General features: G+C 72.5%; 21 protein-coding genes and 1 tRNA gene. 8 read left to right on the top strand and 14 right to left on the bottom strand.

What is annotated here, in order from left to right:
- The first annotated feature begins 3 nt into the window (after positions 1 to 3).
- Both ATL40_RS10530 and ATL40_RS10525 read left to right on the top strand, forming a co-directional pair.
- Positions 4 to 80 (top strand) — tRNA-Thr (locus ATL40_RS10530).
- Positions 81 to 200: 120 nt separating this feature from the next.
- Complete coding sequence (locus ATL40_RS10525) at positions 201 to 1,706, top strand: DHA2 family efflux MFS transporter permease subunit (protein WP_098469487.1); 1,506 nt, start codon at positions 201 to 203, stop codon at positions 1,704 to 1,706.
- Positions 1,707 to 1,779: 73 nt separating this feature from the next.
- Here the strand turns inward: ATL40_RS10525 and ATL40_RS10520 are convergent, their stop codons facing one another.
- From ATL40_RS10520 to ATL40_RS10510, 3 genes are all read right to left on the bottom strand, one after another.
- On the bottom strand, positions 1,780 to 2,301 hold the full coding sequence (locus ATL40_RS10520) for a hypothetical protein (RefSeq protein WP_143556943.1): 522 nt from the start codon (positions 2,299 to 2,301) through the stop codon (positions 1,780 to 1,782).
- 136 nt (positions 2,302 to 2,437) lie between these two features.
- Positions 2,438 to 3,298: an SGNH/GDSL hydrolase family protein gene (locus ATL40_RS10515; RefSeq protein ID WP_098469485.1), complete on the bottom strand. Its 861-nt coding sequence runs from the start codon at positions 3,296 to 3,298 to the stop codon at positions 2,438 to 2,440.
- A 37-nt stretch (positions 3,299 to 3,335) separates the two neighbouring features.
- A complete protein-coding gene (locus ATL40_RS10510; RefSeq protein WP_098469484.1) occupies positions 3,336 to 4,013 on the bottom strand; it encodes a uracil-DNA glycosylase in 678 nt (225 codons plus the stop codon).
- A gap of 101 nt (positions 4,014 to 4,114) precedes the next feature.
- Here ATL40_RS10510 and ATL40_RS10505 point away from each other — a divergent pair, with 101 nt between their 5' ends.
- The 5 genes from ATL40_RS10505 to ATL40_RS10485 all read left to right on the top strand — a co-directional run bounded on the left by ATL40_RS10505 (position 4,115) and on the right by ATL40_RS10485 (position 10,493).
- A complete protein-coding gene (locus tag ATL40_RS10505; RefSeq protein ID WP_425443374.1) occupies positions 4,115 to 4,402 on the top strand; it encodes a DUF3263 domain-containing protein in 288 nt (95 codons plus the stop codon).
- Positions 4,403 to 4,428: 26 nt separating this feature from the next.
- Positions 4,429 to 5,085 (top strand): LytR C-terminal domain-containing protein, encoded by a 657-nt coding sequence (locus ATL40_RS10500; RefSeq protein ID WP_098469482.1) that lies wholly within the window; start codon positions 4,429 to 4,431, stop codon positions 5,083 to 5,085.
- Between the two features lie 83 nt (positions 5,086 to 5,168).
- Positions 5,169 to 6,644, top strand: coding sequence for a malate dehydrogenase (quinone) (mqo, locus tag ATL40_RS10495; RefSeq protein WP_098469481.1), 1,476 nt, complete (start codon positions 5,169 to 5,171; stop codon positions 6,642 to 6,644).
- Positions 6,645 to 6,652: 8 nt separating this feature from the next.
- Positions 6,653 to 8,134: a phytoene desaturase family protein gene (locus ATL40_RS10490; RefSeq protein WP_098469480.1), complete on the top strand. Its 1,482-nt coding sequence runs from the start codon at positions 6,653 to 6,655 to the stop codon at positions 8,132 to 8,134.
- A gap of 175 nt (positions 8,135 to 8,309) precedes the next feature.
- Positions 8,310 to 10,493, top strand: a complete 2,184-nt coding sequence (locus tag ATL40_RS10485) for an alpha/beta hydrolase family protein (protein WP_098469479.1) — start codon at positions 8,310 to 8,312, stop codon at positions 10,491 to 10,493.
- Between the two features lie 148 nt (positions 10,494 to 10,641).
- On the opposite strand, the gene ATL40_RS10480 is transcribed toward ATL40_RS10485, so the two are convergent.
- Together ATL40_RS10480 and ATL40_RS10475 are read right to left on the bottom strand one after the other, a co-directional pair.
- Positions 10,642 to 11,565: a hypothetical protein gene (locus ATL40_RS10480; RefSeq protein WP_245867004.1), complete on the bottom strand. Its 924-nt coding sequence runs from the start codon at positions 11,563 to 11,565 to the stop codon at positions 10,642 to 10,644.
- Positions 11,562 to 12,029 (bottom strand): hypothetical protein, encoded by a 468-nt coding sequence (locus tag ATL40_RS10475; RefSeq protein ID WP_143556942.1) that lies wholly within the window; start codon positions 12,027 to 12,029, stop codon positions 11,562 to 11,564. Before ATL40_RS10475 ends, ATL40_RS10480 begins: the two co-directional genes overlap by 4 nt.
- A 221-nt stretch (positions 12,030 to 12,250) precedes the next feature.
- Here ATL40_RS10475 and groL point away from each other — a divergent pair, with 221 nt between their 5' ends.
- A complete protein-coding gene (groL, locus tag ATL40_RS10470) occupies positions 12,251 to 13,879 on the top strand; it encodes a chaperonin GroEL (RefSeq protein ID WP_098469477.1) in 1,629 nt (542 codons plus the stop codon).
- Positions 13,880 to 14,116: 237 nt separating this feature from the next.
- Here groL and ATL40_RS10465 read toward each other — a convergent pair whose 3' ends face one another.
- From ATL40_RS10465 to ATL40_RS10425, 9 genes are all read right to left on the bottom strand, one after another.
- Positions 14,117 to 15,055, bottom strand: coding sequence for a DUF4031 domain-containing protein (locus ATL40_RS10465; RefSeq protein WP_098469476.1), 939 nt, complete (start codon positions 15,053 to 15,055; stop codon positions 14,117 to 14,119).
- Positions 15,052 to 15,621 (bottom strand): NUDIX hydrolase, encoded by a 570-nt coding sequence (locus tag ATL40_RS10460; protein WP_098469475.1) that lies wholly within the window; start codon positions 15,619 to 15,621, stop codon positions 15,052 to 15,054. Before ATL40_RS10460 ends, ATL40_RS10465 begins: the two co-directional genes overlap by 4 nt.
- Positions 15,618 to 16,433 (bottom strand): HD domain-containing protein, encoded by an 816-nt coding sequence (locus ATL40_RS10455; protein ID WP_245867001.1) that lies wholly within the window; start codon positions 16,431 to 16,433, stop codon positions 15,618 to 15,620. The genes ATL40_RS10460 and ATL40_RS10455 overlap by 4 nt, the downstream gene beginning before the upstream one ends.
- Positions 16,434 to 16,492: 59 nt before the next feature.
- Complete coding sequence (locus ATL40_RS10450; RefSeq protein ID WP_098469474.1) at positions 16,493 to 17,974, bottom strand: sensor histidine kinase; 1,482 nt, start codon at positions 17,972 to 17,974, stop codon at positions 16,493 to 16,495.
- Positions 17,971 to 18,717 carry a response regulator transcription factor gene (locus tag ATL40_RS10445; protein WP_098469473.1) on the bottom strand — a complete coding sequence of 249 codons (747 nt, stop codon included), beginning with the start codon at positions 18,715 to 18,717 and terminating at the stop codon, positions 17,971 to 17,973. The genes ATL40_RS10450 and ATL40_RS10445 overlap by 4 nt, the downstream gene beginning before the upstream one ends.
- Before the next feature lie 98 nt (positions 18,718 to 18,815).
- The gene (locus tag ATL40_RS10440) at positions 18,816 to 19,385 is read right to left on the bottom strand and encodes an NYN domain-containing protein (RefSeq protein ID WP_098469472.1); all 570 of its coding nucleotides are present in this window, start codon (positions 19,383 to 19,385) and stop codon (positions 18,816 to 18,818) included.
- 70 nt (positions 19,386 to 19,455) lie between these two features.
- Positions 19,456 to 20,217, bottom strand: coding sequence for a PspA/IM30 family protein (locus ATL40_RS10435; protein ID WP_098469471.1), 762 nt, complete (start codon positions 20,215 to 20,217; stop codon positions 19,456 to 19,458).
- Positions 20,218 to 20,316: 99 nt separating this feature from the next.
- The gene (locus tag ATL40_RS10430; protein ID WP_098469470.1) at positions 20,317 to 22,371 is read right to left on the bottom strand and encodes a TPM domain-containing protein; all 2,055 of its coding nucleotides are present in this window, start codon (positions 22,369 to 22,371) and stop codon (positions 20,317 to 20,319) included.
- A 78-nt stretch (positions 22,372 to 22,449) separates the two neighbouring features.
- Positions 22,450 to 24,102 (bottom strand): DNA repair helicase XPB, encoded by a 1,653-nt coding sequence (locus ATL40_RS10425; protein ID WP_098469469.1) that lies wholly within the window; start codon positions 24,100 to 24,102, stop codon positions 22,450 to 22,452.
- Between the last annotated feature and the right edge of the window lie 11 nt (positions 24,103 to 24,113).

The following is a 24,113-nucleotide window of genomic DNA, read 5'->3' as shown; positions in this document are numbered from 1 at the left end:
CGCGCCTCCTTAGCTCAGTTGGCCAGAGCAGCTGTCTTGTAAACAGCAGGTCATCGGTTCGAATCCGATAGGGGGCTCCATCACCGCGGGGAGGACCCCCGCAGCGGCACCGACTCCCGGTGCGGGCACGACCGATGAATCCGCTTGACCGCGACGGTCATACTGATGCTCGCATCCCACTCCGGCACCTCAGGGACCTCATGACAACCCATTCGCCGCAGGCCGACGCGCCCGCACCGCACGACCCGCTCCCGTTCGATCCGCACGCGGCCCGGCTCACGCCCGCGAACCGGCGCCTGCTCGCCCTGCTGCTCGTGTCCGCCTTCGTGGTGATCCTCAACGAGACCACGATGGCGGTCGCCCTCCCACCGATCATGGACGACTTCGGCATCACGCCCGCCCAGGGGCAGTGGTTGACCACGGCGTTCCTGCTCACCATGTCCGTGGTGATCCCCACCACCGGGTGGCTGCTGGGCCGGCTCGGGATCAGGCGCGCGTTCCTCCTCGCGATGACCACGTTCAGCATCGGGACGGCGCTGGCCGCGCTCGCGCCGACCTTCTCCCTGCTGCTCGGTGCCCGCGTGGTGCAGGCCTCCGGGACCGCCGTGATGATGCCCCTGCTCATGACGACCGTGATCAGCGTGGTGCCGATCGCCATCCGTGGGCGCGTGATGGGCATGGTCTCCCTGGTGATCGCGGCCGCGCCGGCCCTGGGCCCCACCGCCTCCGGCCTCGTGCTGCAGTCGTTGTCCTGGCACTGGATCTTCGGTCTCGTGCTGCCCATCGCGCTCCTGGCGCTCGTGGCCGGCTGGCTGTGGGTGCGCGGCGAGGCGGAGGGCAACCACACCCCGCTGGACGCGCTGAGCCTGCCCCTGGTGATCCTCGGCTTCGGCGGGCTGGTCTACGGCCTGGCGGGACTCGGCGAAGCAGCCCAGGCCGACCCGGTCGTCCCGGTCTGGCTGCCGATCGTCGTCGGGGCGCTCGCCCTGGTGGTCTTCGGCCTGCGGCAGCTCGCGTTGGTCCGAGGGACCGGGCCCCTGCTGGACATCCGGGTGCTCACGGTGCGTGACTTCGCGATCGCGACCGCGGTCATGTGCATCGCGATGTTCTCCATGTTCGGCGTCATGCTGCTGTTGCCCCTCTACGCCCAGAACGTGCTCGGGCTGGACCCCCTCGGGTCGGGGCTGGTGATGTTGCCGGGCGCCCTGGCGATGGGGCTGCTCGGCCCAACCGTGGGCCGGCTGTGCGACCGGCTCGGGGCGCGCCCCCTCGTGGTTCCCGGCCTCGTGCTCGCCGGTGGCGCCCTGGTGCTGCTCGCCGTCGGCCCGCAGCAGGTGTGGCTGATGGCCGCCGCGCACATCCTCATGTCGCTTGGTCTCGCCCTCGTGTTCACGCCGATGTTCACCGTGGCGCTCGGATCGCTCACCGGACCGCTGGTGCCGCACGGCTCCGCCATGATCGGCACGCTGCAGCAGCTCGCGGGCGCTGCCGGGACCGCGGCGTTCGTCGCGATCATGGTGACCCGGGAGGTCGCCGCGATCGAGGGCGGCGCGAGCGAGGTCGAGGCGCTGTCGCAGGGCACGCACCTGGCCTTCCTCATCGGCGGTGCCATCGGGATGGCCGCGGCGGGGCTCGCACTGCTCCTGCGCCGCGGCGTCGGTTCGGCGGCGGCCGCAGAGCCCGATCGCGCGGCTGCGGCGCACTGAGCGCCATCACCCGATCCCACGGATGACGAGAGCCCCCGAGCCGCATGGCGGTCGGGGGCTCTCGTGGTCGTGGTCAGGAGGCGCTGCACTCCGGGCCGTCGACGTAGATGGCGTTGGAGGTGGTCACCAGGTCCATGGATCCGTCCGCCGAGACCACGTGGGCGTGGACGTATGCGCTCCAGGAACGCTCGATGGAGTCGTAGGCGGGCGTGGTGATCGTCCAGGTACCGCTCGCGGCGGAGGACTCCACCGTGGCGGAGCCCGCGGTGGCGCTGCGGGTGTCCACAGGTCCTTCGACCAGCACGTCGGCGGGGTCGAACGCGGGCACCCCATCGACCCAGGAGATCTCGGTGATGAGGCGCCACCTGCTCGATACCGGCAGGCCCGCCAACTCGACCGTGATCTCGCCCTGCTGGGTGCCGCCCCCACAGGAGGCGAATCGACCCGTGGCTGCGCCGGAGGGCTGGGTCGATGCGCGGGCGGCGACGGGAACGGCCAGGCTCGTGGCGACGACCGGCGCGCTCCAGGCCGCGCCCTTCAGGACGGTGCGACGCGTGGTCGCGCTCGCGTGCGGACGCATGGCGGAATCGGACATGGAACCCCCCTGGTGTGATACTGGCTTCACGGTGCCCACCGCGGTCTCATGGGGGCAAACGTGCTCGCGATCGACCATACCCAGCCATCGCGGACCCGTGGGGTGAGGTGTGTCACACGTGCGGGGTGAGGGCAGGTCAGCGAGCGTCGAGTTCCAGCCAGTCCGGTTGCTTCGCGCGCCGCAGGTCGTGGGGAACCGCGCGGCGCAGCCGTCGCGCGGCCCACGGGCCGGCGTGCTCGCGCAGCCACTCCGCATCGGCCGTGAGGCGCTGCCGGGTGCCCAGCGGCGTCAGCGGGGTCTCCACGTCGTCCCACGCATGGTCCTCCGGCTCCAGGCCGAGCGCCACGAGCGCGGCCTGCGCCACCCGGCGGTGCCCGTCCGCCAGTAGGTGGATCCGGTCACTGCTCCACATCCGCGAGTCCCGCAGGCTCCGCATCCCCCAGACGTCCAGCACCATCGCGCCGTGGCGGCGCGCCATCGACCAGATGTGGGAGTTGAAGATGCCGACCTTGCTGCGTGTGGTGGAGATCAGGGTCGACCCCTTGGCGTCGATCCCGGTGGCCAGGAGGACGTCGATCCCGGCCCCACGAAGCGTGGCCACGGCCTCCTCCAGCCGGTCGGCCACCGTGTCGATGTCCACGGCCGGCCGCAGGATGTCGTTCCCGCCGCCGACGAGCGAGACCAGGTCCGGCTTCATCGCGAGGGCCTGCGGCACCTGTTCGTCGATGATCTGACCCAGCTGCCAGCCCCGGACGGCGAGGTTGGCGTAGCGCAGGCCGCCATCACCCTGCGCGCCGCGTGCCTGAGCGAGGTGACCCGCCAGCAGGTCGGCCCACCCTCGCAGGTGGAAGGAGTGCGCCTGTGGCGTCTGGGAGTTCACCGCTGCCCAGGCGGCGAGCTCAACGCTGGGGGAGCCGTCGTCGTCGAGCACGTCCCACAGCCCCTCGGTGAAGGAGTCGCCGAGCGCCAGGTAGGAGGACCACCGAACCTCATGCATGGTCCCATCCTGCCGCAGGTGCCCCGCCCGGGCGAGGCTACGGCAGCGCCCACGCCACGCCGTCGGCCCCCTGCTCGCGCAGCGCCGCGTTCGCGCGTGAGAACGGGCGGGATCCGAAGAACCCCGAGCGTGCGGACAACGGCGAGGGGTGCGGGCTCGCGATGATCGGCACCTCGCCGAGCATCGGCGCCAGGCCCTGCGCGTCGCGCCCCCACAGGATCGCCACCAGGGGGCCGCCGCGCGCCACGAGGGCCTCGATCGCCCGCTGGGTCACCTGCTCCCACCCCTTCCCGCGGTGCGATCCCGCGCGCCCTGGTGTCACGGTGAGGACCCGGTTGAGCAGCACGACGCCGCCGTCCGCCCATCCGGTGAGGTCGCCCGAGGTCGGGCGTGGCACCCCGAGATCCTCGGTGAGTTCGGTGTAGATGTTCTGCAGCGACCGGGGGATCGGGCGCACCTCGGGGGCGACGGAGAACGACAGCCCGACCGCGTGACCCGGGGTGGGGTAGGGGTCCTGACCCACGATGAGCACTCGGGCGTCGGCGAGCGGGCGCTGGAAGGCGCGCAGCACGTGCTCGCCCGCCGGCAGGTACCCGCGGCCGGCGGTGACCTCCGCGCGCAGGAACTCTCCCATGGCGCGGATCGCGGGTTCCACCGGCGCGAGGGCCTCGGCCCAGTCGGGTGCCATGAGCGTGTCCAGGGGTTGCGTCGCCACGTCGGCATCCTCTCAGGTGCCGCGGGCGGCGTCACGGGCACGAATGACATGGGTGTGACTCGCCCCCTACACTGGGCCACCAGGGCGACAGGAGGGTGATGATGGCGCAGCAGACGGTCCTCGCCGAGCAGGTGACGGCGCAGCTCAGCGAGCTCGAGGCAGACGTGCTGGAGTTCGAACGCGGCTGGTGGCGGTTCGCCGGTGCCAAGGAGTCCGCGATCATCGAGCGGTTCGGCATGTCGGCCACCCGCTACTACCAGGTCCTGAACACCCTGATCGACTCTCCCGCGGCGCTGGCCGCTGACCCGATGCTGGTCAAGCGACTGCGCCGGATGCGCGCCGGTCGGCACGAGGCGCGCAGCGCCCGTCGGCTGGGCGAGGTGTCTTGATGCGGCTCACCCGTTAGTCTCGCACCGTGGCATCGGACGACTACCCCTATCCCGAGGACGAGTTCGACCGCCGCGGGCGTGAACGCAGCCCGCAGGCGGTGCATCGCGCACCCCGCCCGTGGTGGGCGGTGTGGTGGCCCCTGATCGCCGTGGTGATCGCCGCCCCCGTGCTCGCGATCGTGCTGGTGAACATCGCCACGAACGGTGGCGATTCCTCGGCCTCGACCACGACATCCCAGGAGTCCGTCGCGACCGAGAGCGCTGAGGGCGAGGCCACGGAGGGCACCGACGACGCCGAGGCCGAGCAGGGTGAGCAGACCGACGGTGAGGCGGGTGAGGGTGAGGCCACCGAGGCCGAGACCACAGCCGAACCCACCGAGGAGGAGACCACCGAGCCGGAGGTCACGCTCGACTTCGCGCTGCCGGTCCGGGTGCTCAACGGTTCCGGCGTGGCCGGTGCTGCCGGTGCCTCGCAGGAGCAACTCGTGGCGGCCGGCTGGACCAACGTGACGGCCGGGAACTACGAGTCCGCGCAGCCGCAGGTCTCCACGGTCTTCTACGCGAACGCCGAGATGCTGGAGGAGGCCGAGGCGATCGCCGCCGAACTGGGCATCGGGCCGGTCTCGGAACTCACGAGCATCACCGATATCGCCGTGGTGTTGCGCGCCGACACCGTCGGCTGATCCCCGCGCCGCGCAATGCGCGGCCCGCGGATCAACTGACGGGTTTTGGCGCTACGGCACCCCGAGCGCCTACGGTAGGACCTATGGCCCCCAAGCGCAGCGATGCCGAGGTCGACATCGCACTGATCGGTGGCGGCATCATGAGTGCCACCCTGGCAGTGCTGCTGTCCGAGCTCGACCCCACCGCCCGGATCCACCTGTACGAGCGGCTCTCCGACCCCGCCCAGGAGTCCTCCGACCCCTGGCGCAACGCCGGCACGGGGCACGCGGCGCTGTGTGAGTTGAATTACACCCCGCAGGCGCCCGACGGCACGGTGGACATCACCAAGGCCGTGGGCGTGAACCAGCAGTTCCGCGCCTCGCGCGAACTGTGGGCCTACCTCTCCCGAGCCGGGATCCTGCCCGAGGAGTCCACCTACCTGCAGCCGGTGCCGCACATGACCCTGGTGGAGGGGGCCGACGGTGTGGAGTACCTGCGTGCGCGGTACGCGGCGCTCTCGGAGCACCCGAACTTCGCCGGTATGGAGTTCACCGAGGACCCCGACACGATCCGCGAGTGGGCACCGCTGCTGATGGAGGGCCGCCCGGCGAACGCCACGGTGGCCGCGACCCGCGCCGAGGAGGGCACCGACGTCAACTTCGGTGCCCTGACCAAGGCGCTGCTGGATGCCGCCAAGGCGCGCGGCGTCGTCGTGCACACCGCCACCCACGTGCGCCACGTCAAGCGCCGGGGCGAGCACTGGCGCCTGGCGCTGCGTGACGGCTCCTGGACCTCCATCGGGGAGCCGCGGACCGTGAAGGCCAAGTTCGTGTTCGTGGGTGCGGGCGGCGGCGCGTTGCGACTGCTGCAGACCTCCGGCATCCCGGAGATCAAGGGGTACGGCGGCTTCCCGATCGCGGGGCAGTTCCTGCGCCTGGAGGACCCGGCCATCGTCAAGCGCCACAACGCCAAGGTGTACGGGCGGGCGGAGGTCGGGGCGCCCCCGATGTCCGTGCCCCACCTGGACACCCGCGTGGTGGACGGCCGCACCGCGCTGCTGTTCGGCCCGTTCGCCGGGTTCAGCGTGAAGTTCCTCGCGTTCGGGTCGGTGTTCGATGCGCTGCGCACCATCCGGCCCGGGAACATCGTGCCGATGCTCTCGGTGGCGCGGGACAATCTCGGCCTGGTGCAGTACCTCATCAAGGAGCTCCTGGCGACGCCCGGGGCGAAGCTGCGGACCCTGCGCAAGATGTTCCCCGGCGCCCAGCGCGAGGGGTGGAGCATCATCACCGCCGGTCAGCGGGTGCAGATCATCAAGCCCGACCCGGAGAAGGGCGGCACCCTGGAGTTCGGCACCGAGGTGATCACCTCCTCCGACGGGTCGATCGCCGGCCTGCTCGGCGCCTCGCCGGGCGCCTCCACGGCCGCCTACGCGATGGCTCGGGTGGTGGCCCGCTGCTTCGGCGAGGAGCACCCGGAGTGGCTCACGAGGCTCTCGGAGATCATGCCGAGCCTCGACCTCGGCGCCGGCGTCACACCGCGCGCGACCGACCCGGCCAAGCCGGGCGGGCCGGTCTAGGCCTCAGCGTGGCACGGGAGGCGACGGACGTCGTCGTCGTCGGCTCCGGGCCCAACGGCCTGGCCGCGGCGGTCACCGCCGCGCGGGCGGGACTCTCGGTGACCCTCCTGGAGGCGCAGGAGACCCTGGGCGGCGGATCACGCACCCTGGACCTGCAGCTCGCCCCGGGGGTGGTGCACGACATCTGCTCCGCCGTGCACCCCATGGCGCTCGCCTCGCCCTTCCTGCGGGAGTTCGACCTCGCCGCCCGGGGGGTGCGGCTCGCCGTGCCGGAGGTCTCCTACGCCCAGCCGTTGGACGGTGGCCGTGCGGGCCTGGCGTGGCGGGACCTGGATCGCACCGTCGAGGGCCTGGGGCCCGACGGCGCAGCCTGGCGCTCGCTGATGGCGCCCCTGGCGCAGCACTCCGATGCCGTGGTCGCGCTCGCGATGGGCGACAAGCGGTCCGTGCCACCCGAGCTGCTCAGCGCGGGCGGGATGCGGGCGGCGCTCGCCTTCGCCGGCGGGCTGCTCGGCCAGGGGACCGTGGCGTGGGATCGGGGCTTCACCGGGCAGGAGGCGCCCGCGCTGCTCACGGGCGTGGCGGCCCACGCCATTGCGCCGGTGCCCGGGCTCGCGCCGGCGGGGACGATGCTCCTGCTGGGGGCGCTCGCGCACGCCGGCGGCTGGCCGATCCCCGTGGGTGGCAGCCAGGCGATCGCCGACGCGCTGCTCGCGGACCTGGTGGCGCACGGGGGTGTGGTGCGCACGGGCGTGCCGGTCACCACGTGGCGCGACCTGCCGCGGGCCCGGGCGTACCTGATGGACGTCACCCCGCGCGCCGCGGCGAGCATCTGGGGCGATCGGCTGCCGGCGCGGGTGCGTCGTGGGCTGGAGGCATTCCGGTACGGCGACGCCGCCGCCAAGGTGGACTTCGTGCTCTCCGAGCCGGTGCCGTGGGCGGCACCCGGGGTGTCCCGGGCAGGGACGGTCCACGTGGGGGGATCGCGTGCCGACATGGCGCTCGCGGAGGCGGAGATCGCCGCCGGGCGGCACGCCGAGGCACCGATGGTCTTGGCGAGCGAACCGGACCGGTTCGACCCGTCGCGGCGCAGCGCGGCGGGTCTGCGGCCGCTGTGGACCTACGCACACGTACCGGCGGGGTCCACGCGGGATGTCACCGAGGACGTGACGCGGCAGATCGAGCGGTTCGCTCCGGGATTCCGGGAGGTGATCGTGGCCTCGAGGTGCGTGCCAGCGGCCGAGATGGCCCACCACAACGCGAACTACATCGGCGGGGACATTGCCGCCGGCGCCGTGTCGATCTGGCGGATGGTGGCGCGCCCGCGGGCCTCCTGGGACCCCTACGCGCTGGGTATCCCAGGGGTCTCCCTGTGCTCGTCCTCCACGCCGCCGGGCCCGGGCGTCCACGGGATGTCGGGGTGGTTCGCCGCGCGCCGGGTGCTGCGCTCCCGCTTCGGGGTGGCTGCGCCGTCGCTCGCGCCCGCCTGAGGTGCCCACCCCGGCCCGCCACGCCACGCCGTCGAGCGTGTGCTTGTGCAGCCGCCCCGTCGTCGAGCGTGCGCTTGCGCAGGGTGCGAGCGCTCCAAGGCGGCGCAACCCATCGCTCGGCGGGCCGGTGGGCGGCGCAACCCATCGCTCGGCGGGGGAGTCGTAGCCTGAGGGGGTGAGACCTGAGGACCTGGACCTGTTGCGTACTGTCGGCCACCCGAGCCTGGACCCCAGCGGGGCCTGGGCGGTGGTGGCAGTGACCCGCTCGGACCTGGAGAGCGACTCCTACCGCAGTCGGCTGTGGCGGGTCCCCCTCACCGCGCAGGCCCCGTGGCAGCCGCTGACCTCCGGCACCCGGGACTCCAGCCCGGTGGTCTCCCCGGACGGCTCGCGGATCGCGTTCCTGCGTGCCACCGGCTCCGCGCCGCCCCAGTTGGCGATCATGTCCGCCGACGGCGGCGAGGCCGAGGTCCTCACCGATCACTTGCTCGGGGTCAGCGGCACCCCCGTCTTCTCCCCGGACTCCACCCGCATCGCGTACGTGGCGCGGGTCCCCGAGCACGGCCGGTTCGGCACCGACAGCGCGGTCGGCCCCGACGCCGAGCCCGCCCGCCGGATCACCACCTTCACCTATCGCCTCGATGGCCCCGGCTTCACCATCGGCCGCCCGAGCCATCTGCACCTGATCGACGTGCCCGCCCCGGCCGAGCCCGGCAGGGAGCAGCACCCGCCCCGTCCCGTGCGGATCACCTCGGGTCTCGACGGCGTCTCCGCCCCGGTCTTCTCGCCCGACGGTGATCGCATCCTCGCCCTGCGCGAGGTCCCGGACACCCTGCGACCCGACCTGGTCGAGATCCTGCTGGACGTGCCGAGCGAGGAGGCCGCGCAGCCCGCATCCGAACCCGGGGGAGCGGCCGTGCGGCCCGCCACGATCCGCGCGATCCCCATCCCGCTGGCGGTGCGCGCGATCGCCTTCGGCGCGGCGACGGCCCGGACTCAGGTGACCGGCGACCTGCAGAACCACCTCGCGGTGGCTGCAGAACTGCCTCGCGAAGGGGAGGGGGCGGCCCGGGGGAGCCAGGACGGCGCGGCCCAGGTGCAGGAGGGGCACGAGGTCTACTTCCTGGCCTCGGACTACGGGCCCGACGGCGTGGAACTCGTGGGCGTGAACGCCGCCCTGATGAGGGCGGACCTCATCCACGGAGAGCTCCACCACCTGACCCGGCTCACCGACCCCGAGATCGACGACCTCCATCCCGGCGCCGGGCCGGGCGCGGGCGGGATCCAGGTGCTCACCGGGGGAGCGGACGCCGCCGTCCTGCTGACCCGGGTGCGCCGCGGGCGCACCGAACTCGTCCTGGCGCAGGGCGCTGCCGCGGGCGCGGACCTGCGGGTGCTGCACACCGGCAGTGTGGTGGGCGCCCACGCCCTGCCCGACGGCCGCGTGGTGGCCGGCGTGGTGCTCCCCGAGAGCCCCGGGGAGGTGGTGCTGCTCGACTCCGCCGATGCGGGCGGAACGCCGCGCGTGTGGTCGCTCGGCGACCTGGCCGCTGCGCTGCGCGAGGCGCGCGGCGTGCGGATCAGCACCGAGCTGACCGCGCAGGCCCCCGACGGCTACCCGGTGCACGGCTGGCTCGCAACGCCCGATCCGCAGCGGGTCGGTGCCGGTCCCCACCCCGTGCTCCTGATGATCCACGGCGGCCCGTACGCCGCCTACGAGGACGTGTTCTTCGACGAGGTGCAGGCCTACACCCAGGCGGGCTACGCCGTCGTGTACGGCAACCCGCGGGGCGGTGCCGGGTACGGTGCCGATCACGGCCGCGCGATCCAGGGCCGGTGGGGGACCGTGGACGCGCAGGACGTGCTCGCCCTGCTCGACCACGCCCTGGCGACCCACCCCGAGCTGGACGCCGCACGCACCGGGGTGCTCGGCGGCTCCTACGGGGGTTACCTCACGGCGTGGCTGACCACCCGTACGGACCGGTTCGTCGCCGCGGTGGTGGAGCGCGGCTTCCTGGACCCGATCAGCTTCGCCGGGTCCAGCGACATCGGCTGGGTGTTCGGCCACCAGAACCTCGGGGAGGACCCCGAGCGCCTGGCCGCGCAGAGCCCGATGGCGCACCTCTCCCGCGTGGTCACCCCCACGCTGGTGATCCACTCCGAGCAGGACTGGCGCTGCCCCGTGGAGCAGGGTCAGCGCTGGTACGTGGGGTTGCGCCGCCAGGGCGTACCGACCGAACTGCTGCTCTTCCCCGGTGAGGGGCACGAGCTCTCCCGCTCCGGACGGCCCCGGCACCGACGCGAACGCTTCGAGGCGATCCTGGAGTGGTTCGGGCGCTACCTGCCCCTCGAGGCCTGACCGCGAGACGACGCCGCTCGCTCGCAGTCCCACGCCGAATCCGTACCGCCCGCGGCGAGACCGTGTCCCCGGGGCACGGGCTCGCCGCCGCAGGCACGTCGTCGCTGGGTGGCAGGCGCCGCGTGGGTGGGCGCGGGGTGGTGAGCGCTCAGGCGGCCCGGCGCAACCGCGCCAGGAACGGCAGCCGCTCCAGCGGCAGGAACGCCGCCCAGCAGATCACCGTGGGCAGGAAGTGAATGCCGATCGCGGCGAACGTCATCGCGTGGAAGGCCACGAACACGGCCACCGCGAGGTAGAGCCAGCGGCCGCGCAGCCACAGCACGATCGGGGAGAGGAACTCCAGGATCAGCAGCGCCCACTGCCCGAGGATCAGCAGCCACGGGTAGTTCAGGGTCCAGGTCACCAGGGCCGAGCCGCGGCGCATGATCGCCCACACGAACACCGCGGAGTTCGCCCACCCGGCCGGGGTGCCCGCGCGCAGCGTCTTCAGCACCGCACTGCCCACGTAGGTCGCGACCACGCCCAGCTGCACACAGCGCAACGCCCACCCGGCCGCCTGGGAGGCATCGCCGTCGCGCAGCGTGGCCGCACCCACGGTCGGCAGCACGGTGACGGCCACCATGAGCGCGAGGTGGTCGTGGCTGACGTAGCCGTAGCCCTGAGAGTTGAGCATCCACACCCAGAAGGCCGCGGCGACCACCCAGCCGGTGGTGCGCTGCCAGCGGCCCCACAGGGTCGTGGCGATGCCGGCCGCGCAGCCGAGCAGGATCACCCAGAGCAGCGCGGTGCCGACCTGCGGACCGAAGGGTGGCAGGTGGACGGCGCGCGCGAGCCAGGTGGGCTGGTACAGATCCGGCACGTACCCGTGGGGGATGACGCTGGCGCGCACCCACGTGACGTCCAGCACGAGGAAGGCGTAGATCAGGATGCGGAAGGCCGCCACCCGCGCGAGCGGCACCTCGGGCGCCAGCCACCCGGCCACCGCGCCGGCCGCGCGTCGGGGCCAGGGGCGCCTCGCCGTCGTGCCGCCCGTGGCTGCGGTGCCCCCCTCAGGATTGGTGTGCGCGCTCACGGCTGAACCTCCCAGGTGGCCAGCGTGAGGATCTCCGGCTCACCCACGGCCTCGCCGTCCTGCAACTGCGTCACCGAGCGGCGTAGGTAGAGCACCTCCGGTTGAGCGCGTTCGGGGCGGAGCCGGGCGTGGGCGTCCGCGATCGCCTGGAGCAGCGAGGGATCGTCCATGAACCGGCCGAGCTGGCCCTCGATCTCGCCGCGCGCCACGCCGGTGGAGGCGTGGTTGAGGCCGAGGGTGCGGATCTCGCTCTCGCCCTCGAACTGCGCCTCGAGGTAGACCGATCGCACGGTGCCGTTGAGGTCCTTCGGCGCGCCGTACTGCGACAGGGAGCCGAGCGGGAAGTAGTCGTCGGTGTCCACGAGCTGGCCCGCGGTCAGCACCCCGAGGGCCGCCGCGGTGGCCAGGAGGCGCCAGGCCAGGCCCCAGCGGGTCAGTCGGCGCGAGGTCGGTCGGGAGGTCACCACGCCACGGTAGGCGATGGGTGCCCGCGCGCGGGGCACCGCTGCTTGCACTCTCGTGGTGAGAGTGCCAATAATGGCGTTAGCACTCTCGCGGTGAGAGTGACAGAACCACCGGAGCCGATGAGGCGTCGCGGGGTACGGGACCAGACCGTGCTCGGCGCCGTCGTCCGTCGCGGGCATCGAGCCGGTGACACGCCCGAACACGGAGGATCGTCAGCCACATGGCCAAGATCATTGCCTTTGACGAGGAGGCCCGCCGCGGCATGGAGCGAGGCCTGAACCGCCTCGCCGACGCCGTCAAGGTCACCCTCGGCCCGAAGGGCCGCAACGTCGTCCTGGAGAAGAAGTGGGGCGCCCCCACGATCACCAACGACGGCGTCTCGATCGCCAAGGAGATCGAGCTCGAGGAGCCGTTCGAGAAGATCGGCGCCGAGCTCGTCAAGGAGGTCGCCAAGAAGACCGACGACGTCGCGGGTGACGGTACGACCACCGCCACCGTGCTGGCCCAGGCGCTCGTGCGCGAGGGTCTGCGCAACGTCGCCGCCGGCGCCAACCCGATCGCGCTGAAGCGCGGCATCGACGTCGCCGTGGAGAAGGTCACCGAGGCGCTGCGCACGCAGGCCAAGGAGATCGAGACCAAGGACGAGATCGCCGCCACCGCCGCCATCTCCGCCAACGACCCGGCCATCGGCGAGCTCATCGCCGAGGCCATCGACAAGGTCGGCAAGGAGGGCGTCATCACGGTCGAGGAGTCCAACGCCCTCGGCCTGGAGCTCGAGCTCACCGAGGGTATGCGCTTCGACAAGGGCTACCTCTCGGCGTACTTCGTCACCGACCAGGAGCGCCAGGAGGCCGTCCTGGAGGACGCCTACGTGCTGCTGGTGGAGTCGAAGATCTCCACGGTCAAGGACCTGCTGCCGCTGCTGGAGAAGGTCATCCAGTCCGGCAAGCCGCTCGTGATCATCGCCGAGGACGTCGAGTCCGAGGCGCTGGCCACCCTCGTGGTCAACAAGATCCGCAACATCTTCCGCTCCGTGGCCGTCAAGGCTCCCGGCTTCGGTGACCGCCGCAAGGCGATGCTGCAGGACATGGCCATCCTCACCGGTGGTCAGGTCATCTCCGAGACCGTGGGTCTCACCCTGGAGAACGCCGACCTGTCCGTGCTGGGCACGGCCCGCAAGGTCGTCGTCACCAAGGACGAGACCACCATCGTCGAGGGCGGCGGCGACGCCGAGATGCTCGAGGGCCGCGTGCAGCAGATCCGCGCGGAGATCGAGAACTCCGACTCCGACTACGACCGCGAGAAGCTCCAGGAGCGCCTCGCCAAGCTCGCCGGCGGCGTGGCCGTCATCAAGGCGGGTGCGGCCACCGAGGTGGAGCTCAAGGAGCGCAAGCACCGCATCGAGGACGCCGTGCGCAACGCCAAGGCGGCCGTCGAGGAGGGCATCGTCGCCGGTGGTGGCGTCGCCCTCATCCAGGCCGGCAAGGTTGCCTTCGCCGAGCTGGACCTCAAGGGTGACGAGGCCACGGGCGCCACGATCGTGCAGCTCGCGATCGACGCCCCGCTCAAGCAGATCGCGATCAACGCCGGTCTCGAGGGCGGCGTCGTGGCCGAGAAGGTCCGTCACCTGCCCGCCGGTCAGGGCCTCAACGCCGCCACCGGCGAGTACGAGGACCTGCTGGCCGCCGGTGTGAACGACCCGGTGAAGGTGACCCGTTCCGCGCTGCAGAACGCCGCCTCCATCGCCGGTCTGTTCCTGACCACCGAGGCCGTCGTCGCCGACAAGCCCGAGCCCCCGGCTCCGGCTCCCGCCGGCGGCGGCGACGAGATGGGCGGCATGGGCTTCTGAGGCTGAGCCGACCACCTCGCGCCTCGCGCGCGCAGTGAGTCAGCGGGCGGTCACCCCCTCGGGGGTGGCCGCCCGTTTCGCGTGCCCCGTGCGCCGAGCGATGGGTTGCGCAGGGTTCGCTCGCGCGCGGGCGGCGCAAGGGCACGTTCGGCGGGAGCTGGGTGCGCCGAGCGATGGGTTGCGCAGGGTTCGCTCGCGCGCGGGCGGCGCAAGGGCACGTTCGGCGGGAGAGTCCGGTCAGTCCGAGGTGAGGCGGGTGATCTCGTCGGCGATGTTGCGGCGCGCGGCGTCCTCCCAGCGCGCCCGTCCGGCCGGCGTGTGGAACAGGTCCCCGGCGAGCAGATCCCGCAGGATCGCCGCGCGGCCCGCGCGGAAGTCCGCCTCCGGGACGTCCGCGTACTCGCCACGGATGGCGGCGGCGTAGTCCGCGTAGCGCGTGGGGGAGGACCCCAGCACGCTGAGGTCCGCGTCGCTGAGGATCGCCGCCGCCTGGTCCCCCGGGCTCGGGCGGTGGTCCGCGGTCATCGTCACGAGGGCCGCCACCGCCTCGCCCTCGCGTGCGGGTCGGGTCCCCGCGAGCGCCGCGCGCGCCAGCGCCGCGCTGTCCCGCTCGTCCTGACCGGGCACGACGGCGCGGCCCCCCTGGTGTTCGAAGGCCCGCCCCGAGCGGTGGACCGCATCGTGGAACCAGGCACCCAGGAGGGCCCGCCGTCGCACCTGGTTCGGGGCCTGGCCCCGGGCGGTGAGCAGGTCCACGGCGTCCAGCACCTCGCGCAGGTGGGTGAGCCCATGGTGCAGCCGCCCGCGCTGCGACCAGCGCGCCAGCAGATCCTCGCCGATCCCGCCCCAGGCCGCGCCCGGTGTGCTCCCGTCGCTGAGGCCGGCCCAGCGTCGCCGGAGGTCATCCCGCTCCGCCCGGCGCGCGTGGGCGGTGCGGCGCAGGCCGCTCGCGCGCAGCCGGCGCACCAGGTCGCCGCCGCTGACCGGTGCCGCCCCACGGGCGATGAGCACCTCGTGCCAGCGCGCGGCCACGTCGTAGTGGTCGCCGTCGAAGGCCCGGGCCGGGATGCCGGCGGCCACGGCGAAGGTGTGCAGTTCGCCGAGCGAGGCGTCGGAGACCAGGTGGGAGAAGACCGTCCCGTGCGCGGGCCACACGGGAGGATCGATCAGGATCATGCGAGCGCGGCCGCCCGCAGTTCCGCCTCCAGCCGCGCCGGTCGTGGTTGCGGCAGTGCATCCAGCGGCCACCACTGCACGTCCAGGGACTCCTCGCTGATCTGCACGGGCGGCAGGGCGCCGTCGGGCGTGGCCGGTGTGCGCATCGCGAACCCGATGTTCAGGTGACGGCTGGGCTCCCCGCGGCAGGAGAACGGATGCGCATCGAGGTAGACGGGTGCGGGGTGCGCGACGGCGTCGCTCACCCCGGTCTCCTCGCGCACCTCGCGCAGGGCGCCCGCGAGCAGGGTGGGGTCCTCGGGTTCGAGGTGGCCCCCGGGCGGGAGCCACATCCCCGCCTTGGGGTGCAGCACGAGCAGCACGTGCGTGGCGTCCGCTGTCAGGACCAGGCCGCCGACCGTGAGGTGCCCGGCGCGGTGGGAACGCCAGAGCATCGCCGGGTCGGTGAGCAGCGCGGCGAGGTAGGCCTCGCGTAGCGAGCGCTGGGTCTCGGTGCTCGGCTCCCAGGCGTGCAGCGCCTCGGCGGCCGACGCCGCAAGCGGGTGGGTGGCCTCGCGGCCGGTCACAGGCGCGGCGCCCGGCCGAGGGTGGTGCCGCTCTGCTCGGCCTGCGAGACCCGGTGCACCTGGGAACCCTCCGCCGGGTGCGCCGAGGACTCGACGCGCACCTGCGGGGCGGCCTCGGTGCGGTCCAACCCGTCCAGCTCGTTCTCCAGGCGGCACAGTTCCGCGGCGATGTTCTCCCGTGCCGGCTCCTCCCAGCGTGAACCCATGGGGGAGCAGAAGATCCGCGAGCGGGAGGTGAGTTTGCGCAGGATCTTGATCCGCGCCTGGAGGTAGTCCTCGGCGGGGATGTGCGCGAACTCGGCGCGGACGTTCTTGCGGTAGGCGGCGTACTTCTGCGGCTCGCACGCCAGACCCGCGAGGTCGGCGTCGCTGAGGGCCTGCGCGTCGACGTCGCGTTCGGAGGCGGAGTGGCGATGGATCTGCAGGATCAGGTCGCGCACCCGCTCGGCGGTCTCGGCCGGCACCCCGAGCCCGGTCAGTTCCGCGCGTGCGCGGTCGGCGCTGGACTCGGTGTCCTCGCCGGCGCGCTGGGAGTAGGCGGCCACCACACCCGAGGTGAACTCCGCGCCGTGGTACCAGCCGGCGATGCGCACGACGTCGGGATCGTGGGTCTCCTCGGCGATCTCGTCGATGCTCGCCAGCACGTCGACCAGGTGCTTGAGGGCATGGTGGTGCCGGTCCGGACTCGACCAGTTGTCGATGAGACCCAGCGCCACCGCCTCGATCTGGGGCTGTGGGGCATCCGCCCCGATCGCTCGTGCACTACGGACGAACGCCGGGACCAACCACTGTGGCGCTTGGGTCACGCCCATCTCTCCACCTCTCGCGACGGCGGCGACCATCGTAACCCCGTTGGGTGGCCGTGGCGGGTTCAGGCGGAAGGTAGTCGGATCTGCATGGTCGCGCCGCCACCGGGTGTCGGCAGACAGGCGACCTCACCGGACATGGCGGCGACGAGGGAGGCCACGATCGACAGGCCGAGCCCGGTGCCACCCGCATCGCGGGTGCGGCCGGAGTCCAGGCGGGCGAATCGCTCGAAGATGCGGGCGCGATCGCGCTCCGGGACACCGGGGCCGTGATCGCGCACCTCGATGACGACCTCGCCCACCTCGCCGCCCTCGACCCCCTCGCGCTGGCGCGGCTCGAGGGCGTCGGCGGGTACGCGGTGGGCAAGGATCTCCACCGGTGAACCGGACGGCGTGTACTTCGCGGCGTTGCCGAGCAGGTTCGTCAGCACGCGTCGCAGCCCCGCCTCCTCGGCCAGCGCCGCGAGGTCCGGGGCCACCTCCACGGTGACGCGCCGCTCGGGGTCGAGGGCACGCAACTCCGCCGCGGCGTCCTGCAGAAGGCCCGCGAGGGGCACCCGGGTGACGGCGGGCGGCGCGCTCTCGTCGAGCCGGGCCAGCGTGAGCAGGTCGTGCACCAGGGCCTCCATGCGGGTCGCTGAACCCTCGATGCGTGTCATCACCCCGGCGATCTCGGACTCGGGGATGCCGCCCAGTCGGTACAACTCGGAGTAGCCCTTGACGGTCGCCAGGGGCGTGCGCAACTCGTGGCTCGCGTCGCTGACGAAACGCTTCATCTTCTCCTCACTGGCGCGCTGCACCTCGAAGGACTCCTCGATGCGGCCGAGCATGGTGTTCAGGGACGCCGCGAGCGAGCCGACCTCGGTCGTCTCCGGGCCGCCCTGCACACGCTTGGAGAGGTCACCCGCGGCGATACCGGCGGCCGTCGTCTCGATCTGCTGCAGGGGGCGCAGACTGGAGCGCACCACGAGGTAGGTGGCCACGCCCACGGCCACGAGCACGCCGATCCCGATGGCCACGATGGCCTTGACCATCGTGGACATGGTCGCGTTCACCGAGCTCATCGGCAGGGCGACGGCGGCGGTGCCCACCACGGTCCCCTCCCCGCTGCTGAGGGGCGCCACGAGCACCCGCCACTGCCCGGTTCCCTCCTGCGAGGGGACGGTCCGAGGGGAGTTCCCCCACTCCTCCACGGTGGCCAGGTCCATCGAGCCGACGTCCGGGAGCGAGGCCCCCGAGTCCTGACTCAGCGTGCTGGTGACGACGCTGCCCTCGGTGTCGGCGATGATCACCGCGTAGTCGGTGGGACGCAGCGGGTCGCCCGTACTGCCGCCACCGGGTCGGTCGAAGGACTCCAGGGACTGGGAGACCAGTGGCTGAGCGGCGCCGGCGAGCTGCTCGTCCAACTCCGTCACCAACGAGCGTTGCAGCAGGGTGAGCGCGAGCCCCCCGACGGCGCTCAGCGCCGCCACGAGCAACACGGAGAACAGCGCCACGAGGCGGACCCGCAGCGGGGCGTTGCGCCACGCCGTCGGAGCGCGGCTCACGGTGTCTTGAGCACGTAGCCCAGGCCGCGCCGGGTGTGGATGAGGGGGACGACCTCCTCGCCGTCCGGGCCCGGGGCGTCGACCTTGCGGCGCAGGTAGGAGATGTAGGACTCCACGATCGTGGGCTCGCCCCGCCAGTCGTAGTCCCACACGTGGTCCAGGATCTGCATCCTCGAGAGCACCCGGCCGGCGTTGGCCACCAGGTAGTGCAGCAGCTCGAACTCCGTGGGGGAGAGGTTGATCAACCGCCCGGCGCGGCGGACCTCGCGGGCGTCGTCGTCGATCTCCAGGTCGGCGTAGCGCAGGATCGCGCTGGACTCGCTCGACTCCTTGGTCCGGCGCAGCACGGCGCGGATCCGCGCCACGAGCTCCTCCAGGCTGAAGGGCTTGGTGACGTAGTCGTCCCCGCCGACGGTGAGGCCGGCAACGGTGGACTCCACGTCGTCGCGCGCCGTGAGGAACAGCACCGGCACCGTGATGCCGCGGTTGCGCAGCACGCGGGTGACCTCGAAGCCGTCCATGTCGCCGAGCATCACGTCCAGGACCACCAGGTCCACGCTCTGTTGCGTCATCAGCGTCACGGCCTCCGCGCCGGAACCGGCCGTGTGGACCTCGAACCCGGCGAAGGTGAGCGAGGAACCCAGGAGATCGCGCAGGTTGGCCTCGTCGTCCACGACGGCGAGGCGAGCCTCGGGCTCCCGGGTGGCGGTCGAGGCGGAGGTGCGGGCTGCGGTCGTGTTCACCCGGCCATCATGGCGGGCGTACCTGGGGGATTCCTGGGAGGCGCCTGGGCGATTCCCAGGCGCGGCAGGTCCAGGTGAGCCGGAGACGGCGCGAACGGCTACAGGTAGCGCATCGGGTCGAACTCGGTGATCGGGATGACCCGCACCCGCGGTAGCGGGGTGTTGAAGGCGCCGACCTCGTCCTCCAGGTCGTGGATCGTCAGGCCCCGGTCGGTGAGTTCGGAGAAGTGGGCGTTGGTGAACTCACGGAAGGCCAGGACGCCGACCCGGTGATCACCCTCCAGGAGGCGCTCCACCTGCGGCAGGAAGTCGCCGTCGTGGCTGGCCAGCATCACGTCGCCGCCCCGTTCGGCGATGGCCTCCAGCGTCTGCTGGATACCCATGTCCACGACCTTCTCGTGCGGCGCCCCGGACAGCGGGATCGGGTGGTAGCCCAGTGCGAGCAGTGCCTGGATGAAACTCATCGGCATCTGCCCGTTGGAGGCATTGAGGAAGAACAGCGCGGTGGTGGGCTGACCCCACCGCTCCCGGGCGAAGTTGTTCACCCGCTCCCAGCGCGGACGCTCCTCCGGGTTGGGACGGTGCCCCAGCACGCTCAGCCCGAGCGTGGCGTCGATGTTCTCACCGTCGACCAGCAGGTAGGTGCGGCGCTGCGCGTCAGTCTCCATGGGCTCACCCTAGCGGCGAGGCCCGAGCGCAGACGCGCTCGGGCCTCGCCATGGCGGGATGGTCGCGATCTCAGCCGCCCGTGATCTCGTCGCGCTTGCCGGAGGCGGGCAGGACCCCGCCGGGGTTGGTCAGCGCCGCGAGACGCATCTCGATCTCGGCCTCGTCTCCCGCGGACTCCAGGGAGGCGAACTGGGACTCCAGGCTCGAGGCGGCGAGCTCGGCGCGGCCGGCGGCCATCGCCTCCTCGCGGCGCACCTGGTCCTCCCACCGGGAGATCTCCGAGGTGGGGTCGAGCACGTTGATCGAGCCGATCGCGTCGTGGATCTGCGCCTGGGCCTGGGCGGCCTTCGCCCGCGCGACGAGCTGGTCGCGCTTGTCCTGCAACTGTCCGAGCTTGTCCTTCATCCCGGCAAGGCCGGCCTTCAGCTTCTCCGCGGTCTCGGCCTGCGAGGCCACGATCGGCTCCTCGGTGGCGACCTCGCGCTCGTACTCCAGCTGCTTGCCCAGGGCGATGCGAGCGAGCTCGGTGAAGCGCTGCGCCTCGGCCTCGTTGCCCTCGGACGCCTTGCGCTGTGCGGTCTGGGCGGCGGCGGTCGCCTTCGCGCCCCAGTCCCGCACGGCCGCCTTGTCCGCCTCGAGGTCGGACTGCGCCAGGCGCACGTTGCCCAGGGTCTGGGCGATCGCGTTCTCGGCCTCGACGATCGTGTTCTTGTAGTCCCGGATGAGCTGGTCCAGCATCTTCTGCGGGTCCTCCGCACGGTCCAGCAGCGAGTTGATGTTGGCCCGCGCCAGCTGTCCGATCCGTCCGAGGATCGTCTGCTTCTCCGCCATGATCTCCTTCTCTCCGTGTCGGCCGCCGGCCGAAGCCGCGCGGATGATGCTGTCGGGTTCGACCCTAGGGCCGCTCGCTGGGTATCGCCTAGGAGAACGCTAGAAGCGGCCGCCCCGGCCACCGCCACGCGAGCCGCCCCGGCCACCGCCACGTGAGCCGCCGCCGAAGCCGCCACCCCGGGACCCACCCCGTGAGCGACCACCCGAGCCGCCGAACCTGATGGTGTTCCCGCGCGAGGATCCGTAGCCGTACCGCACGGAGGGCCCGCGGCGGCGACCGCCACCGGCGAGGATCCCGCCGAGCACCAGGGATCCGAGGTCCACCCCACCGGTACCGCCGACCCGTCCGGGCACCTGCTGCGGGGTGGACTGCCAGGAGGAGACGTCCTGCTGGGCGAGTTGGTGGGCGCGCGTCGCGTGCTGCTCCGCCTGCGTCAGGTCCGCCGCGGCCGCCTTGTGGTCGGCTGGGCCGCGGCGCTGCGCCTGCTGCATCAGTCGCAGCGCCTCGGCGAGTTCGGTGCGGGCCTGGGGCCCGACCACGCCGCGGCGTGCGGAGATGAAGGCGTCGATCCCCTGGATCTGGGAGGTGAGCCGTTGAGAGCGTTCGGTCAGTTGCGCCTGGGCGCGGCGGGCGATCTCGTCCGCCTCCCGGTAGGGCTCCAGGGCGCCGTCCAGCGCGGCCTCCCGCTGCGCCAACTCGGCCAGGGCGCCCAACGGGTCACCGCCGGGGTCGGTGGCACGCGACGCGCGGGCGATGGAGTCCTCGGCGCCGGTCACCAGGGCCTGCACCCCGGCGTCGGTGGCGGCCAGGCGCCTGGCGTCGGCGACGTCGCCGCTGATCGAGGCGATGGCGCTCGCCACCCGCGCTCCCGCGTTGGCGAGGTCCTGTTCCGCGCGGGCCACGCCGTCGAGCAGCGACTCGGCCTGCCCCAGGGCGTGTTCCACCACGCGGGTCGCCTCCACCGCCGCGGCGAGGTCGCCCGCGGTGACATCCTGCTGACCTTCGGCCACGGCAGCACGTGCCGAGTCGATGAGCGCGGCGGCGCGGTCGGGGTTGTCCTGGACGGTCTCCAGCGCGGTGGCCGGGTAGCGCTGCGCCAGCGCGGCCACCTGCTCCCGTGCCGACTGGACGCGGGGGAGCAGGCTCTCGGCACGCTCGGAGAGCCGGCCCAGCGCGGCGGGGGCGTCCTGCTGCGCCTGGCGCATCTCGTCCAGACGGTCCTCGTGCGCCTCGAGCGCCGCCTGCGTCTGCTCGCAGACAGCCAGGATCTCCTCAGCGCAGCGGCGCCGAATGGCCTCGTCGGACGACTCCTCGAGCTGACGGCGCAATTGGAAGGCGTGGGTCGTGCGTTCGGTCGCCGCCTGCAGGTCTCGCGAGAGCTCGATGGTGGCCTCGGTCCCGAACTGGGCCTGGGCGAAACCCAGTTCCTCCTGCATGGTGCGCACCTGGTCGTCCAGGGCCACCAGTTCGCTGCCCGAGCGGTCCACGAGCGACTGCGTGTCCTGCTCGGCGAGGGCCGCGCGGCGCTTCTTGCTCGCCCGGTAGTAGAGGAACAGCACCAGGACCAGGACCACGACGACGATCGCGGCCACCACGAAGAAGGTCGCCGCGCCGCTGGGAGCGGTGAGGGAGTCCGCGACGGCCACAGCCGCCTCCCCCCAGGGAGCGGAGCCGGACGCGGCCTGCGAGAGCGCGGTGCGGGCCGCGTCATAGGCCCCGTTCACCACGCCGTCGGGCACGGACTGCGCCGCTGAGATCGCGAACGCGCGATCCTCCACCGCCACCGCGAGCAGCAGGTCCTCATCGTTCAGGCTGGAACTGCGGGCGGTCTCATCCGCCCACTCCACGGGGTCCACACCGTCGAAGGAGTCCACGTACACCACCCACAGCCAGTAGTCCCCGGCGTCCTGTACCTGGACCTGGGCGGCCTCGATCTGCGCGGTGGATTCCGCGAGCACCTGGTCCGTGGTGGTGTCCACGAGCGGCTGCGGCATGGAGAAGGGCGCGTCCGCGACGGCGCCGCCGGCGCCGGTCAGCATGCCGAGGCCCACCAGCAGCGCTGTCAGGAGCGTGCGCAGACCCCTGCGGCGGCCGGGCGGCCCGGAGGGGGTCGTGGAGGCGTGCGTGAGGGGTCGTGGAAGCCCGAGCTGCATGGGGTGATCCTTGCCCTTCGGTGCGCTGGACGCAACGTGCCGGGTCGGTTCAGGCTGCTCGCTGGGGCTCGGTGCTGCCTAGCGCTGCTCGTGTGCGCCCAGGTCCTCGGCGTCCACGATCTCGTAGGAGTACCCCTGTTCGGCGAGGAAGCGCTGCCGGTGTGCCGCGAAGTCGGCGTCCACGGTGTCCCGGGCCACCACGGCGTAGAAGTGCGCGGTGCGGCCCTCGCCCTTGGGGCGAAGCAGCCGGCCCAGGCGCTGGGCCTCCTCCTGCCGGGAGCCGAAGGCGCCGGAGACCTGGATCGCCACGCTGGCCCCGGGCAGATCCACCGAGAAGTTCGCGACCTTGGACACCACGAGGACGGCGACCTCGCCGCTGCGGAACGCGTTGAACAACCGCTCGCGTTCCTTCACGCTCGTCTCCCCGGTGATCAGGGGGGCATCCAGGGTCTCGGCCAGTTCCGCGAGCTGGTCGAGGTACTGACCGATCACCAGGGTCGGCTCACCGGAGTGCCGGGCGACCAGGGCGCGGACCACCTCCGTCTTGCCCGGTGACGCGGCGGCGAGGCGGTACTTGTCCTCCGGCTCCGCGGCGGCATAGGTCATCCGCAGGTCCTCCGGCAGGGTCAGGCGCACCTCGATGCATCGGGCGGGGGCGATGTATCCCTGTGCCTCGATGTCCTTCCACGGCGCGTCATACCGCTTCGGCCCGATGAGGGAGAACACCTCGTCCTCCCGCCCGTCCTCGCGCACCAGGGTCGCGGTCAGACCGAGCCGGCGGCGCGCCTGCAGGTCCGCCGTCATCCGGAAGATCGGGGCGGGCAGCAGGTGCACCTCGTCATACAGGACGAGACCCCAGTCCCTGGCGTCGAGCAACTCCAGGTGCGGGTAGGCACCCTTGTGCTTGCGCGTGAGCACCTGATAGGTCGCGATCGTCACCGGGCGGATCTCCTTGCGGGCACCGGAGTACTCCCCGATCTCGTCCTCGGTGAGGCTGGTGCGGCGCAGCAGTTCGTCGCGCCACTGCCGAGCGCTGACGGTGTTGGTGACGAGGATCAGCGTGGTGGTGCCGGAGGCCGCCATGGCGCCCGCACCCACGAGGGTCTTGCCCGCGCCGCAGGGCAGCACAACGATCCCGGAGCCGCCGTGGAAGAAGGAGTCGATGGCCTCGTGCTGGTAGGGCCGCAGAGTCCATCCCTCCTGGGTCAGGGCGATCGGGTGCTTCTCCCCGTCCACGTAGCCCGCGAGGTCCTCCGCGGGCCACCCGAGCTTCAGCAGCGCCTGCTTGAGGGGGCCGCGTTGGGAGGGGTGCACGACGGCGTCCGCGTCCCCGAGCCGTTCGCCCACCAGTCCCCGGGTGCGCTTGGAGCGCAGGACCTCGGTCAGCACGGCGGGTTCGAGGGCGTGCAGCACGAGCCCGTGCGCGGGATCCGCGAGCAGTTGGAGCTTGCCGTAGCGCGACATGGTCTCGGCCACGTCCACCAGCAGGGCGTGCGGCACGGGGTAGCGGCTGTGCCGCACGAGGGCGTCGACCACGCCCTCGGCGTCATGGCCCGCCGCACGGGCGTTCCACAGGCCGAGCGGGGTGATGCGGTAGGTGTGGATGTGTTCGGGTGCGCGCTCCAGTTCGGCGAACGGGGCGACAGCGTGTCGGGCCGCGGTCGCATCCGGGTGCGCGGTCTCGAGCAGGAGGGTCTTGTCGGACTGGACGATGAGGGCACCATCGGGCATCCGGCCATTGT

The organism is Serinibacter salmoneus (assembly GCF_002563925.1).
Lineage (GTDB): Bacteria > Actinomycetota > Actinomycetes > Actinomycetales > Beutenbergiaceae > Serinibacter > Serinibacter salmoneus.
Note: the sequence above shows the minus strand (reverse complement) of the source record. Positions and strands in the feature narration are given on the sequence as shown.

Excerpts from the sequence above, each read along its gene's own strand:
- ATL40_RS10525 (WP_098469487.1), top strand. The coding sequence starts at position 201 with ATGACAACCCATTCGCCGCAGGCCGACGCGCCCGCACCGCACGACCCG.
- ATL40_RS10520 (WP_143556943.1), bottom strand. The coding sequence starts at position 2,301 with ATGTCCGATTCCGCCATGCGTCCGCACGCGAGCGCGACCACGCGTCGC.
- ATL40_RS10515 (WP_098469485.1), bottom strand. The coding sequence starts at position 3,298 with ATGCATGAGGTTCGGTGGTCCTCCTACCTGGCGCTCGGCGACTCCTTC.
- ATL40_RS10505 (WP_425443374.1), top strand. The coding sequence starts at position 4,115 with ATGGCGCAGCAGACGGTCCTCGCCGAGCAGGTGACGGCGCAGCTCAGC.
- mqo (WP_098469481.1), top strand. The coding sequence starts at position 5,169 with ATGGCCCCCAAGCGCAGCGATGCCGAGGTCGACATCGCACTGATCGGT.
- groL (WP_098469477.1), top strand. The coding sequence starts at position 12,251 with ATGGCCAAGATCATTGCCTTTGACGAGGAGGCCCGCCGCGGCATGGAG.
- ATL40_RS10465 (WP_098469476.1), bottom strand. The coding sequence starts at position 15,055 with ATGATCCTGATCGATCCTCCCGTGTGGCCCGCGCACGGGACGGTCTTC.
- ATL40_RS10455 (WP_245867001.1), bottom strand. The coding sequence starts at position 16,433 with ATGGGCGTGACCCAAGCGCCACAGTGGTTGGTCCCGGCGTTCGTCCGT.
- ATL40_RS10440 (WP_098469472.1), bottom strand. The coding sequence starts at position 19,385 with ATGGAGACTGACGCGCAGCGCCGCACCTACCTGCTGGTCGACGGTGAG.
- ATL40_RS10435 (WP_098469471.1), bottom strand. The coding sequence starts at position 20,217 with ATGGCGGAGAAGCAGACGATCCTCGGACGGATCGGACAGCTGGCGCGG.
- ATL40_RS10430 (WP_098469470.1), bottom strand. The coding sequence starts at position 22,371 with ATGCAGCTCGGGCTTCCACGACCCCTCACGCACGCCTCCACGACCCCC.
- ATL40_RS10425 (WP_098469469.1), bottom strand. The coding sequence starts at position 24,102 with ATGCCCGATGGTGCCCTCATCGTCCAGTCCGACAAGACCCTCCTGCTC.